Source organism: Phycisphaeraceae bacterium (assembly GCA_019636655.1).
GTDB lineage: Bacteria > Planctomycetota > Phycisphaerae > Phycisphaerales > UBA1924 > JAHBXB01.
Map to the genome: position 1 here is coordinate 434,397 of JAHBXB010000001.1, position 12,919 is coordinate 447,315.

The 12,919-nt window shown below is 67.7% G+C and carries 11 protein-coding genes; 3 read left to right on the forward strand and 8 right to left on the reverse strand.

The annotated features are described in order from the left end of the window. Positions 1–16: 16 nt before the first annotated feature. The gene (mutL, locus tag KF745_01860; GenBank protein ID MBX3357152.1) at positions 17–1,897 is read left to right on the forward strand and encodes a DNA mismatch repair endonuclease MutL; all 1,881 of its coding nucleotides are present in this window, start codon (positions 17–19) and stop codon (positions 1,895–1,897) included. A gap of 7 nt (positions 1,898–1,904) precedes the next feature. Here mutL and KF745_01865 read toward each other — a convergent pair whose 3' ends face one another. From KF745_01865 to alaS, 8 genes are all read right to left on the reverse strand, one after another. Then, positions 1,905–3,110 carry a phosphoglycerate kinase gene (locus KF745_01865; GenBank protein MBX3357153.1) on the reverse strand — a complete coding sequence of 402 codons (1,206 nt, stop codon included), beginning with the start codon at positions 3,108–3,110 and terminating at the stop codon, positions 1,905–1,907. Between the two features lie 113 nt (positions 3,111–3,223). Beyond that, complete coding sequence (gene atpH / locus KF745_01870; protein MBX3357154.1) at positions 3,224–3,847, reverse strand: ATP synthase F1 subunit delta; 624 nt, start codon at positions 3,845–3,847, stop codon at positions 3,224–3,226. 56 nt (positions 3,848–3,903) lie between these two features. After that, positions 3,904–4,563 (reverse strand): F0F1 ATP synthase subunit B, encoded by a 660-nt coding sequence (gene atpF / locus KF745_01875; GenBank protein ID MBX3357155.1) that lies wholly within the window; start codon positions 4,561–4,563, stop codon positions 3,904–3,906. Positions 4,564–4,653: 90 nt separating this feature from the next. Continuing rightward, positions 4,654–4,896: an ATP synthase F0 subunit C gene (gene atpE, locus KF745_01880; protein ID MBX3357156.1), complete on the reverse strand. Its 243-nt coding sequence runs from the start codon at positions 4,894–4,896 to the stop codon at positions 4,654–4,656. A 143-nt stretch (positions 4,897–5,039) separates the two neighbouring features. Then, positions 5,040–5,957: a F0F1 ATP synthase subunit A gene (gene atpB / locus KF745_01885; protein ID MBX3357157.1), complete on the reverse strand. Its 918-nt coding sequence runs from the start codon at positions 5,955–5,957 to the stop codon at positions 5,040–5,042. Next, entirely contained in the window at positions 5,954–6,436 is a 483-nt protein-coding gene (locus tag KF745_01890; protein ID MBX3357158.1) for a hypothetical protein, read from the reverse strand. Before KF745_01890 ends, atpB begins: the two co-directional genes overlap by 4 nt. A 130-nt stretch (positions 6,437–6,566) precedes the next feature. Beyond that, positions 6,567–6,941, reverse strand: a complete 375-nt coding sequence (locus KF745_01895) for an AtpZ/AtpI family protein (GenBank protein MBX3357159.1) — start codon at positions 6,939–6,941, stop codon at positions 6,567–6,569. Positions 6,942–6,959: 18 nt separating this feature from the next. Next, complete coding sequence (gene alaS, locus KF745_01900) at positions 6,960–10,085, reverse strand: alanine--tRNA ligase (protein ID MBX3357160.1); 3,126 nt, start codon at positions 10,083–10,085, stop codon at positions 6,960–6,962. 197 nt (positions 10,086–10,282) lie between these two features. On the opposite strand from alaS, the gene sthA reads away from it, so the two are divergent. After that, positions 10,283–11,698, forward strand: a complete 1,416-nt coding sequence (gene sthA, locus KF745_01905; protein ID MBX3357161.1) for a Si-specific NAD(P)(+) transhydrogenase — start codon at positions 10,283–10,285, stop codon at positions 11,696–11,698. 26 nt (positions 11,699–11,724) lie between these two features. Next, complete coding sequence (locus KF745_01910; GenBank protein MBX3357162.1) at positions 11,725–12,903, forward strand: hypothetical protein; 1,179 nt, start codon at positions 11,725–11,727, stop codon at positions 12,901–12,903. Positions 12,904–12,919: the final 16 nt, after the last annotated feature.

Sequence of the window (12,919 nt, forward strand, 5' to 3'; positions counted from 1 at the left end):
GGCGTAGGATCGCCCGATGACGCCACCTGACGGTCGAGAGAGGCGGATCCGAAAACTCCCCGCGCTGCTGGTGAACCAGATCGCGGCGGGCGAGGTGGTGGAACGTCCCGCATCGGTGGTGAAGGAACTGGTGGACAACGCGCTGGATGCGGGCGCGACCAGGATCACGGTTGACCTGGAAGGGGGCGGGATCGAACTGGTCCGCGTGACCGACGATGGGTGCGGGATCGCGCCCGAGGACCTGTCGCTGGCCCTTGCGGACCACGCGACGAGCAAGATCACCGAGGCCGCTGATCTGGACCGCATCGGGACGATGGGCTTCCGGGGGGAGGCGCTGGCGTCGATCGCGTCCGTCTCGAGGCTGTCGATGCGGTCGCGCCGGGCAGCCGACACGGCCGCGAGCCAGGTGGAGGCGGAGGGAGAACGGATCGGCCAGGTGACGCCCGCAGGGGGGCCGGTCGGGACAAGCGTCACGGTGCGGAACCTGTTCTTCAACACGCCGGCGAGGCGGAAGTTCCTTCGGACTCCGGCGACTGAGCAGGGGCATTGCCTGGACATTGTCGAGACGCTGGCCATGTCGCACCCGGCGATCGGGTTCGCGGCGAGCACGGATGGGAAGCGCGGCATCGACCTGGCGCCTGGGCAGTCGCCGCGGGAGCGGGTGGTGGCGGTGCTGGGGGCGGAGATCGAGTCGCAACTGGTTGAGGTGCATGCGGACCGGTTTGATGACTCGCGCGGACTGGCGATGTGGGGGGTTGTCGGGCTGCCGTCGATTGCGCGGGCGACGGCGAAGGCGCAGTGGGTCTTCCTGAACGGCAGGCCGATCCGCGACAAGAGCATCCAGCACGCGATCAAGGAGGCGTTCCGGGGGCTCATCGAGCCGGGGCGGTTCCCCACTGCGGTGCTGATGATCGAGATGGACCCGGGGGCGGTGGATGTCAACGTGCATCCGCGCAAGACCGAGGTGCGGTTCCGCGATCAGAGTGTGGTGCACTCGGTCGTGCTCAGGGCGATCCGCGAGGCCCTTGCGGGGGCGGACCTCACGCCGTCGGTAGCGGGGATCGGGTGGCGAGGGCAAAGTGGGCATGGATCGGCCGGAGAGGATCGGGCGGTGGTGGGCGTGGGTGGCTCGCCGGCGCCAGGCGGCTTCGTGGACTATTTCCAGCGCCAGCCCGCGGCCCCATCGGGAGAGCGGTTGAGCTTCGAGGCGATCCGCGAGGCGGTGCAGGGCGGATCGACCGATCCCGCGGCATCGCCCCGGGCCGCGGAACCGGGACCGATCGACCAGCCTCGGCCGGCGGAGCGGGTGCTGCAGGTGCACAACTCGTTTGTGGTCACGCAGGACGAGCAGGGGATCGTGATCGTCGACCAGCACGCTCTGCACGAACGGGTGATGTTCGAGGACCTCATCGCGAGGATCTCGGGTCGGGGCGGGACAGATGGTCAGCCGGCGCGTCTGGAGAGCCAGCGCATGCTGGTGCCGCCGGTGGTGGAGGTGACGCGTCGGCAACTGGACCGGCTCGGCGATCTGGCGCCGTTGTTCGAGCGGCTGGGGATCGAGGTGGAGCCGATCGGCCCCGCAGCGGTGGCGGTGCAGGGGTTCCCGACGTTCCTGTTCGACCGTGAGGTCGATGCTGGTCCCTTCGTGAAGGAACTGCTGGAGAAGGCGGAGGCCTCGGAGTTCGTGCCCGGGAGCGAGGAGGCCCTGCACGAGGTGCTGGACATGATGGCGTGCAAGGCCGCCGTCAAGGCGGGCGACCGGCTGACCGAGTCGGAGCTGCGAGACTTGCTGAAGATGCGCGAGGAAGTGGAGCGGTCGAGCAACTGCCCGCATGGCAGGCCGACGTCGATCCGCGTCACCATCCGCGAGCTGGAGAAGCGGTTCGGGCGCGTGTAGCGGCGGTTCAGGCCTCGTCGAGCAGCTCGATGCTGGCGAACTTGTCGCCGCCGAGCATCTCCAGGCTGGCGCCGCCGCCGGTTGAGACATGGGAGAACTGGTCGGCGAGGCCGAAGGCGTCCGCTGCGGCTGCCGAGTCTCCGCCGCCGACGATGGAGGTCGCGCCGGACTTGGTGGCGGCGACGATGGCATCGGCGATGGAGCGGGTGCCGACGCTGAATGCCCGCCATTCGAAGACGCCCATGGGGCCGTTCCAGACAATGGTCTTGGCACGCCGTATCCGTGTGCCGAACTCAACCTGGGTGCCCGGGCCGATATCGAGGCCCATGAAGCCATTCTGGATGGGGCCCTCGAAGGTGCGGACCTGTCCGCCCTCGGCCGCGAACGAGCTTGAACAGATGTGATCCTTGGGCAGGTGCAGCTCGCACTTGAGGCGGGCGGCCTGGTCGATGATCGCCTGGGCGTCCTTGATGCGATCGGTCTCGACGCGGGAATCGCCGACGTTTTGGCCAAGGGCGCTCAGGAAGGTGTAGGCCATGGCGCCGCCGATGAGCACGGCATCAGTCTTGGGGAGCAGGTTGTGGATGACGGGGATCTTGTCGGCGACCTTGGCGCCGCCGAGGACGACGACGAACGGGCGGGCCGGCTTCGCGAGGGCCTCGCCGAGGAACCGCAGTTCCTTCTGCACCAGGAGGCCGGCGACCCGGGGCTTGCCCTGCATGGCGACCGGGACGGCGACCATGGACGCCTCCTCGCGGTGGCAGGTCCCGAAGGCGTCGTTGACGTATACGTCTCCGTAAGCGGCGAGTTTCGCGGCGAACGAGGGGTCGTTCTTCTTCTCGGCCTTGTGGAAGCGGAGGTTTTCCAGGAGGAGGACATTGCCGGGCTGGAGCGCGGCGACCGCGGCCGCGGAGGCGGCGTCGACGCAGTCGTTCGAGGGGAGCGGGACCGGGATGCCGAGCAGTTCTGCGAGGCGAGTCGCAACCGGGGCGAGGGAGAACTCGTCCTCGAATCCGGCTCCCTCCGGGCGCCCCAGGTGGGACATGAGGATGCAGGATCCGCCGCGGGAGAGGACGGACTTGATGGTGGGGAGGGCCTCGGTGATGCGACGATCGTCGGTGATCCTGGTGCCGTCGAGTGGGACGTTGAAGTCAGCCCGAATGAGGACCCTCTTTCCGGAGACGTCAACGGCGTCGATGGTCTTCTTGGGCATCTGAAACCTCGGGCAGGGTGGTGGTGCTTGGGCGGGATGGTAGCCGCGAGCGTGCTCGCGCGGGCGCCGCATGCAACCGTCCAGCAGACCGACGTGAGACGGGCGGAAGCCGATCAGTTGCCGTTGTTGTGCTCGTCGAAGATCCGATCAAACCGGCCGCGGAGGGTGGCCGATCCTCGCTCGGTCAGCTGCTCGTGCAGCTTGCGGAGACGAGTGGAGATCGAGGCGTCGATGAGCTGGTCGCCGATCTGGAGGCGGAGGCCGCCGATCATCTTGGGATCGGTGTAGGGGTGCACGACAGGCTCGCGGGAGAGGACGGCGCGGAGGCGATCGCGGATCGCGGCGAGTTCATCCGGGCCGATGGGCGAGGGCGTAAAGACGTCGACCTCGATGCGGCCGAAGGCGTGCTGCGTGATCTGGTCGTAGGCGGAGACGATCTGGGCGAGGTGGCCAAGCCTGTCCTTGTGGTTGAGGACGAGGAGGAAGTTGAGCGTGACATCGCTGATTCGCCCGGCGAAGATGCGGCGGAGACCCTCGGCGCGGCCCTCGGCGGGAACGATGCGTGAGGCGATGAACTCTCCGAATCGGGGATCCTGGCGGGTGAGCTCGATGATGTCCTCGAGCTCGGCGAGGAGTTCCTCGACGCGGGCCTGCCCGCCCTGCTGCTGGGCGAGTTCGAAGAGGCTCGTGGCGTAGACGCGCGACACGGCATCCGGGGCGTTCTCGGTCATGGGCATTGGACGGTTCCGATGAGTCGGGCGGGGGAACGAGGGGTGGTCGCGGGAGGGGGGTATCAGGCGCGGCTGACGTTGCTCAGCTCGCCGATGGCCTCCTGGACGAGCTGGTGCTGGTCGCCGGAGGAGATCTCGCGGCGGAGGATCTTGGCCGCGATGCTGGTGGCGAGGTTGCTGGCCGCGTCGTGGAGTTCGATCACGGCGGAGCGCTTCGCGGCCTCGATGTCGCGACGGGCCTTCTCGCGCATGGCGGAGAGGTCGGCGTCGGCCTGGGCCCTGAGCTGGGCGGCGAGGGCGGTCTGCTCGGCCTTGGTCTGCTCGAGCATGCGCTGGGCCTCGGCGCGGGCGTCGGCGAGGTTCTTCTCGTACTGGGTGAGGGCGGCCTTGGCCTGGAGTTGGGCCATCTCGGCGGCCTCGATCTCGGAGCGGATCTTGTCGGTGCGGTCGGCGAGGCCCTTGACGACCTTGGGCCACACCTGCGTGCCGAGGATCGCGAAGACGATGATGAAGACGATGATCGAGGTGATGGCGGGCGCCAGGCCCTGCGAGACGGTCGGGGGCAGCTCACCCTTGTCGTGGGAGCCGTGGGACGCCGCGGCCTCGTGGGCTGCGGACGGGGCGTGGGTGTCCTGGGCCAGGGCCGCGGCCGAGAGGCCGAGTGCGAGGCCGATGCTCAGGGCGATGAGCGCGGTGCGGAGGAAGGCGGGGATCTGGAGCATTGGGTGGAACCTCATCGGGAGGCGGGTGGGGACGGATAGGGACGGTGCAAGCCGCGGGGACGCCTGTCGGCGGCCCGGCGGAAGAATCGATTACTTGAGGACGATCGCCAGCAGGCCGACGACGACGGCGAACAGGGTCGCGCCTTCGACGAGGGCCGCGGTGAGGATCATGTTGGTGCCGATCGGACCGCCGGCCTCGGGCTGGCGGGCGATGGACTCCACGGCACCCTTGCCGATGAGGCCGATGCCGAGACCGCCGCCGATGACGGCGAGGCCGGCGCCCACGGCGGCGAGGCCGTGACCGGTCGTCGCGCCCGCGGTGGCCTGCGCCATGGCGAAGGAGGGAGCGGCGCCCATGGCGGCCGCGGCGAGAAGGAGGGACTTGATCTTCATGCTGAATCAACCTTTCTGAAACGGTGCCACGAGGGGTGCGGCGGCCGGGCGGGCGAGCCGCGCGGCCGGGATCGATCCGTTGTTCACGCGTGGGCGTGCTCGTGATCGTGTGCCTCATCATGCCCGTGGTCATGATGGTGGCTGAGTTGAGCGATGAATACGGTGGTGAGGAACATGAACACGAACGCCTGGAGGAAGGCGACGAAGAGCTCGAGGAAGTTGATCGCCACCGCGACCAGGGCGGAGAGGGCGGTGACGGGGATGCCGACCAGGTAGCTGCTCGCGAGGGACTGGCCGACGAAGATCAGGAAGAGGACCGCGATGAGGGTGTGCCCGGCGGTCATGTTGGCGAAGAGACGGATGGCGAGCGCGACGGGCTTGATGATGGTGCCGAGGATCTCGATGGGGATCATCAGAGGCCAGAGGTAGGCGGGGGTTCCGGCGGTGAGGTGCTTGAGGTAGCCGCCGATTCCGAGTTCGCGCACGCCGGAGAGGTTGATCACCACCGCCGCGATGAGGGCGAGGCTGCCTGTGACCCAGATGTTCTGGGTGGCGGTGCCGCCGACCGGGGCGATGTGGTGCTCGCGCAGGTAGGGGAACAGCAGGTGGAGGATGTCGATGATCGGGATGAGCCCGAGGAGGTTGTTGATGAGGATGAAGAAGAAGAGCGTCCAGAGGAAGGGCATGAAGGCATCGGTGCGAGAGCCGAGGAGGGGCCGGACGGTGGCGTCGCGGAGGTAGGTGCAGATGACCTCGAAGGTGTGGGAGAACGAGCCGCGGGTGACGTAGCGGTCGACGCCCTCGGACTGCGGGCCGGTGGAGATCCGCCGGGCGAAGAGCGGGAAGAGGAAGATCATGATCAGGCCGCTCAGGACGAGCGTGCCGACGTTGGACGACCAGATCCAATAGCCGGACGCCGAGGTGATGAACGGGTGGTCCACCACGTGGTCGAGGGGGTTCACGGAACCGCCGGCGGCGAGGGTGAGCGTGGGGATCATCATGGGCGGGACGACTCCGGGGCGGCCGACGGTGCGGCGGGACTGGTCGAAGAGAGCAGCACGGGGCGGAGCAGGATGTGCTCAACAGCGAGCGTGCTGAAGCAGGCGAGCAGCAGGGCGGTCCAGAACGGGCCGGGGGATGGCGATCGGGAAACAAAGAGACCCGTGGCGATGGCGGTCGCAAGGACCAGCCGGATGCTGGACGCGGCGATGATGACGAAGGCCCATCCGATCGCCGGCCGCGGCTTGAACATGGACATGAACCCGACGCTCGCGATCGATGCCCCGAGGACGGCGGAGGCGGCGAGGAGGCCAGCGGCAAGGCCGGGCCGGTTGACCACGACACCCGTTACCACGGCGCCCACAACGGCGATGATCACAGCGACTGCGGGCATGGTCAGACCCAGGCGAACCATCGGCATGCGCAGCATGGGCTGCGTCGAGAACGAAGGCTGTGGAGTCGTGTGGGCGGGTGCGTGCACGAGGCGGTCCTGATCGGGAGACGTACGGAGTCCCCAATGGGGGTGGAAGGATAGCGGAATGCAGGCGCTTCGGCGAGTGGGGGCGCTGAAGGAAGTTGTGGTTCTTGGGCACCGGATTTTGGAAACTCGGTCAGTGCCTGGAGTGGCGGCGGCGGGAGTCCTCAATCGCCTGGCGGTTGGCCTTTAGAGCGTCGCGGATGAAGCGGATCGTGCCGTAGACAAGGCCGATGCCGATGCCGACCAAAAGGAAGACCGGGGAGACCCCCTGCCAGCGGTCGATCAGCCACCCGAGAAACCCCAGGGCGAGGATCGCCGCGATGAAGTCCATCCCAATGCCTGAGAGGCGGGCCAGGTTGGACCGCATCGCATCGAGGTCCTGCTCCCTCGCCCTCCGCTCCTGGGGGGTAGCGGGAGGGGCGAGGGTCTCGAAGGGGGGGGGCTCCCCTAAATCCGGGTTCCGGTCGTCCGGGTCGCCGGGGGCGGATTGAGGGTGACTTGGTTTCATCAGGAACCCAGCGGGCAGTCAGGTGAGTTTGCGGTGGGCAAAGACCTCCGCCGCATCGATCGCGGGGCGGAGCTTGGAGAGGTCGGTGCCGCCGCCCTGGGCGGAGTTGGGCTTGCCGCCGCCCTTGCCGCCGAGGACCTCGGTCGCAGCGCGGATCCAGTCGGAGGCGCTCAGGCCGCGCTTGACGAGGAGATCGGGCACCGAAGCGAGCACCGAGACCTTGCCCTGCTCCGAATCGGGGCTGAAGAGCATGACCGCCGCCTTGGGGCAGGCGGACTGGATTGCATCGATCGCGGCCTGGAGGGCGCCGCGGTCGGAGCCGGCCTCGATGGAGTGGACCACGACGTTTGCGAGGGATGCTGCGGAGGACTCGCCGATGCGGCGGGCCATGGCAACGACTTCCTGCGTCCGAGCGGCGAGGGCCTGCTTCTGAGAGGCCTTCACGCGGTCCTGCAGCGATGCAAGTGTGGCTCGCAGCTCGTGCTTGCGCACGGTGGGAAGTGTGAGTTGGTCGATCTCTGCGGCGATTTCCGCGGCCTCAGCGGCGAGGGCGTCACCCTGGAGTGACGCGTTGTCGGCGATCCGGCGGGCAAGGTTGTCGGCGGACTGGATGGCGGCGCGTGCCGGGACCCCGGTAAGCGCGACCAAGCGGCGGACCCCTTTCGCGACGCCTTCCTCGGAGGCCAGAACGAACTGGGCGATGTCCCCGGTATTGGAGACGTGCGTGCCGCCGCAGAACTCGATTGAGTAATCACGCCACTTGGGATTGCCCGCGTCATCGAGCAGGACCTGCACCGGAACACCGATGGAGACGATCCGGACGGGATCCGGGTAGGCCTCGCCGAAGACGGCGCGGAGGCCGGTGATGGATCGGGCGAGCGTCTGGGGACCGGCCTCGGCAAAGACGGTTTGCCGCGCTGTGATGCGGTCGCGGACGATCGACTCGATCCTGGCGAGCTCTTCTGGCGAGACGGGCTTGGAGTGGGAGAAGTCGAAGCGAAGGCGATCCGGGGCAACGAGCGAGCCCTTCTGGTCCACGCCGTCGCCAAGAGTCTGACGGAGCGCGAGGTTGAGCAGGTGGGTCGCGGTGTGGTTGGCGGCGATGGCGGAACGGCGGTTGTGATCGACGCTCAGCACGACGTCGTCGCCGACGCGGATCTCGCCGCGAGCGACGTGCCCGATGTGCAGCACGTAGCCGGCAACGGCATGGACCGAGTCAACCCTGAACTCACCGCCCTGGTGTGATCCGTCTCCGCCGGCTTCGCGGGTGACGACGAATCGGCCCGAGTCGTGCTCCTGGCCTCCCATCTCGGCGTAGAAGCTGGTCCGGTCAAGGATGATGGCGACGGGGACGAGAGATCCCAGGGAGGCTCGGGCATACTCGTCGAAGTTCTGGCCGTTGAAGACGGCGCGGACACTGGCGCGCAGGTCTTTCGCGGCGAACTTTTCGGAATCGTCGGTGGGTTCGACGCCGAGGCGGGAGAGCTGGGCGACGGTCTCGGTCGTCAGGGTGAGCCGCCCGCCGCCCTGGGCGGAGAACTTGCCGCCGGCGCGGGCCTTGTCCTTGGCCTTGGTCATGAGGGTGTCGAAGCCGGCGAGATCGACCTGGAAGCCTCGTTCCTCGGCCATGAGCCGGGTCAGGTCGGTGGGGAAGCCGTAGGTGTCGTAGAGGAGGAAGACGATGTCGCCCGGGATGATGGGCGGCTGCTTGAGGAGCATTGCCACGGAAGAGGGAGTGAGCGTCCGGAGATCGACTCCGGTGGTCTTGCCGGACTTGCCGGACTTGAAGACCAGGTCGAGGTGGTGGCCGTCGCGGGATTTCTGATCGGTCTTGAGTTCGGCGGAGGGGTCCTCGGCGACGATGCGGGCGGAGAGCGCCTCGACCATGGCCTTCTCGGTAAGGGAGATGCCGCGGTCGAGGGTCTTGCCGAACGAGTCTTCCTCTTCCTTGAGGATGTCGCGGACGCGGGATGGGTTGATGGTGAGTTCGGGGAAGAACTCGCCCATGCGATCGACCACGACCGGAACGAGGTTGGAGAAGAAGCCGCCCTTGGCGCCGAGCATCTGTCGCCCGTACCGGACCGCGCGGCGGAGGATGCGGCGGAGGACGTAGCCGCGACCCTCGTTGGACGGGACGGCGCCGTCGGTGATGGCGAACGTCAGCGCGCGGATATGGTCGGCGATCACGCGGTAGGCGGTGTCGACGCCGTCGTTGTCGGCTTCGCCGAGGCGGCCCATGTACGGGCGGGCGCCTGTGGCGCGCTCGATCGCGGCGAAGATGGGCATGAACAGATCGGTGTCGTAGTTGGAGAGCTTGTTCTGCAGGACACTGACGAGTCGCTCCAGGCCCATGCCGGTATCAACGTGGCGGGCGGGCAGGGGGCGGAGCGAGCCCGCATCCTCGCGGTTGAACTGGATGAAGACGTGGTTCCAGATCTCAAGGACATTGGGGTCGCCGGCGTTAACCAGGCGGCTGGCATCGCGGTCGCCGATGCGGTCGTAGTGGATCTCCGAGCAGGGGCCGCAGGGGCCGGTTTCTCCCATCTCCCAGAAGTTGTCCTTCATGTTGCCCGGGAGGACGTGTCCCCTGGGAAGCAGCGAGGACCAGAGGTCGCGGGCTTCGAGGTCCGGCTCGAGACCGGAGGCGGGGTCGCCCTTGAAGTAGGTGGCGTAGAGGCGGCCGGGGGGGATGCGGTAGACCTTGGTGAGCAGCTCGAAACCCCAGGCGATGGACTCGGCCTTGAAGTAGTCGCCGAAGGACCAGTTGCCGAGCATCTCGAAAAACGTGTGGTGGTAGGTGTCCTTGCCGACATCCTCGAGGTCGTTGTGCTTGCCGCCCGCGCGGATGCACTTCTGGGAGTTGGTGGCGCGGCTGAGACCCGCGAGTGGGCTCCCGGGCTGGACCTGTCCCAGGAAGATCGGCTTGAACTGGTTCATGCCCGCGTTGGTGAACAACAGCGTCGGATCGTCGTGCGGGACGACCGGCGACGAGGGCACGAAGGTGTGGCCAGCGGCGCCGGGCCCTGGCCGGGACCGGAAGAAGTCGATGAACTGACGTCGGATTTCGTCGGCGGTCATGTGGTGGGGGATCGGCCGGGGGCCGCGGGTTGGTGAATCGGGGGCGGAGCCGAGTGAGGGTGGCATCGGTGTCTCCCACGAGCGTGCGGAGGGAGAATATCGTGGCGAACGGCGTCACGGACCGAACGCAATGCTATTCGGGCACCGGGGCAGGCGGGGGTTGTCGACCGCCGCACATGGTACAGTTGCCCCCTGTGATGTGCCGGTTCGGGGTGGAGTGGGGTTCCGGTTCCGGCCCGGCGGGCCGGGTTTGAGGGCCACGGATGCGCAAGTATGACCTGTGTGTGATCGGGAGCGGGCCGGGCGGGCAGAAGGGCGCGATCCAGGCCGCGAAGCTGGGGAAGCGAGCCTGTGTTGTCGAGAAGATGGAGTTTGTCGGGGGCGTGGCGATCAACACCGGCACGATCCCCAGCAAGGCCCTGCGAGAGGCCGTGCTGGCGGTGACCTCGCTACAGGAGCACGCGGCGGAGGTGTCGAACATCGTGATGGATCAGGCGACGCGCCTGAAGCGGGTCGCCGACTCGTGCAGCCGTGTGATTCGCGCCGAGGTGGAGATCGTTCGCGGGCACCTGATCTCCAACGGGATCGACCTGTACTCGGGGACGGGTAAGTTCCGCGGGCCGACGACCATCGAGGTTGAGGGGGCGCAGGGGACCGAGGTGATCGAGGCAGCCAACTTTTTGATCGCGACCGGGACAACGCCGGCGCGGCCGAAGTCCATCCCGTTCGACACGACGGACGTCATCACTTCGGACGAGTTGCTGCGGCTGCCCTACGTGCCGCGGACCATGATGGTGGTCGGCGGCGGGGTGATCGGGACCGAGTACGCGTCGATGCTGACATCGCTGGGGATGCGGGTGACACTCATCGAGGGGCGGAACCGGCTGCTCGACTTTGTGGACAGCGAGATCTGCGAGGCCCTGCAGTATCACCTGCGAAAGGCGGGGTTGACGCTGCGGATGGGCGAGAAGGTCGTGAGCATCAAGCGGATCGATCCGCCGGCAGGGGCGCGGGTGGGGAACGACGCGATGGTGGAGGCGACGCTGGAGAGCGGGAAGACCCTCCGGGCCGATGCGCTGATGTACTGCGTTGGCCGCCAGGGGTGTACGGATCTGCTGAACCTGGGTGCGGCCGGGCTCGAGGCCGACGATCGCGGGCGGATCAAGGTCAACGAGCGATTCCAGACCCAGCAGCCCCACATTTACGCCGTCGGCGACGTGATCGGGTTCCCGGCGCTGGCGAGCACGTCGATGGAGCAAGGCCGGCTCGCGGCGTGCGCCATGTTCGGAGAGCGTGCTGATGCGGTGCAGCGGTTGCTGCCCTATGGAATCTACTCGATCCCGGAGATCTCGATGGTCGGCTGGACCGAGGACCAGTTGACGAAGGAAGGGATTCCGTACGAGGCTGGGGTGGCGCAATACCAGGAGACGGCCCGGGGCCACCTGCTTGGCGACGACATCGGCATGCTCAAGCTGCTGATCCACCAGGAGAGCCACGCGATCCTTGGGGTGCACATCATCGGGACGCAGGCTACGGAGTTGGTTCACATCGGGCAGGCCGTCATGGCGTTCAACGGCACCGTCGAGCACATCGTGAACACCGTGTTCAACTACCCCACGCTGGCCGAGTGCTACAAGATCGCGGCCCTCAACGGGCTCAACAAGCTCAAGAGCATCTGAGGTTTATTCCGGGCTATGCTGGGGGCGTGGCGGCCCGAAAGAACAAGCCGAAGCCCGATCGGGGTGTCGCGGATGCGGCGCCGGCGGCCGCGGGCGCTGCCGTCGTCGTGCCCACGCTCGAGGGGCTGCTTGGCCAGGATCGTGCCGTGGCGACGCTCCGGCAGGCGATGGACTCCGGGCGGATCCACCACGCGTGGATCTTCAGCGGCCCCGCGGGAGTCGGCAAGTTCACGGCGGCAGTCGCCTTCGGGGCGTTGCTGCTGGACCCGACCCTGGCGCCCGATCTGAGCGGGGCCCTCGCGGCCGAAGAGGGCAGCGAGACTCGGCGGCTGATCGAGTCGGGCACGCACCCGGACTTTCACATCGTGAACAAGGAGTTGGCAGGGATCAGCCGCGAGCCGAGCGTGCGGAGCGGCAAGCAGCGGGTGATCCCGGTGGACGTGGTGCGTGAGTTCCTGGTCGAGCCGGCTGTGCGGACGCGGAGAGTTCGGGGGAAGACCCTTGCGGGCAAGGTGTTCATCGTTGATGAGGCGGAGTTGATGCGTGATGATGCGCAGGACACGCTGCTCAAGACGCTGGAAGAACCTCCCGAGGGCGCGGTCATCATCCTGGTAACCGCGAGCGAGGAGCAACTCCGCCCAACGGTGCGGAGCCGATGCCAGCGGGTGGCCTTCGGAACGCTGGGTCAGCGGGAGATGGACCGATGGCTCAAGGCCTATGCGGATCGGATGGCGTCGACCGGGAGTGAGACGGCCAGGGAGATCTCGGCGAAGGAAGCCGAGTGGCTCGCTGCGTACTCGGGCGGCTCGCCGGGGTGGGCGGCCTCAGCGATCGAGAACGGGCTGTTCGGCTGGCACGAGGCTCTGGCGCCGCTGCTGGCTCAGGTCGATGCGGGGAGGCTGCCGCCGGAACTGGGCGCGACGATGTCGCGGCTGGTGGAGGAGCGTGCGGCGGCCTGGGTGAAGGCGAATCCGGAGGCGAGCAAGGAGTCCGCCAACGCGCACTGGGCCCGCCGGATGTTCTCGCTGCTTGCTGAGCACCAGCGAGGATCGATTCGTCGAGCAGTGGTCAAAGGAGATGGGACCGGCGCCGCGCTGCGGGCGATCGATCTGCTGCAGGCGGCTGAGCGGCAGATCGCGACGAACACCAACCCGTCGCATGTCATGGAGAATCTTGCGGCGCAGCTCGTGGTGCGGGACTGGTAAACTCGCGGCGGGAGCA

Coding starts and splice junctions, on each gene's coding strand:
- atpF (MBX3357155.1), bottom strand. CDS start 4,563: ATGCTCCAGATCCCCGCCTTCCTCCGCACCGCGCTCATCGCCCTGAGC.
- atpH (MBX3357154.1), bottom strand. CDS start 3,847: ATGCCCATGACCGAGAACGCCCCGGATGCCGTGTCGCGCGTCTACGCC.
- KF745_01895 (MBX3357159.1), bottom strand. CDS start 6,941: ATGAAACCAAGTCACCCTCAATCCGCCCCCGGCGACCCGGACGACCGG.
- atpE (MBX3357156.1), bottom strand. CDS start 4,896: ATGGCGCAGGCCACCGCGGGCGCGACGACCGGTCACGGCCTCGCCGCC.
- atpB (MBX3357157.1), bottom strand. CDS start 5,957: ATGATGATCCCCACGCTCACCCTCGCCGCCGGCGGTTCCGTGAACCCC.
- sthA (MBX3357161.1), top strand. CDS start 10,283: ATGCGCAAGTATGACCTGTGTGTGATCGGGAGCGGGCCGGGCGGGCAG.
- alaS (MBX3357160.1), bottom strand. CDS start 10,085: ATGCCACCCTCACTCGGCTCCGCCCCCGATTCACCAACCCGCGGCCCC.
- mutL (MBX3357152.1), top strand. CDS start 17: ATGACGCCACCTGACGGTCGAGAGAGGCGGATCCGAAAACTCCCCGCG.
- KF745_01865 (MBX3357153.1), bottom strand. CDS start 3,110: ATGCCCAAGAAGACCATCGACGCCGTTGACGTCTCCGGAAAGAGGGTC.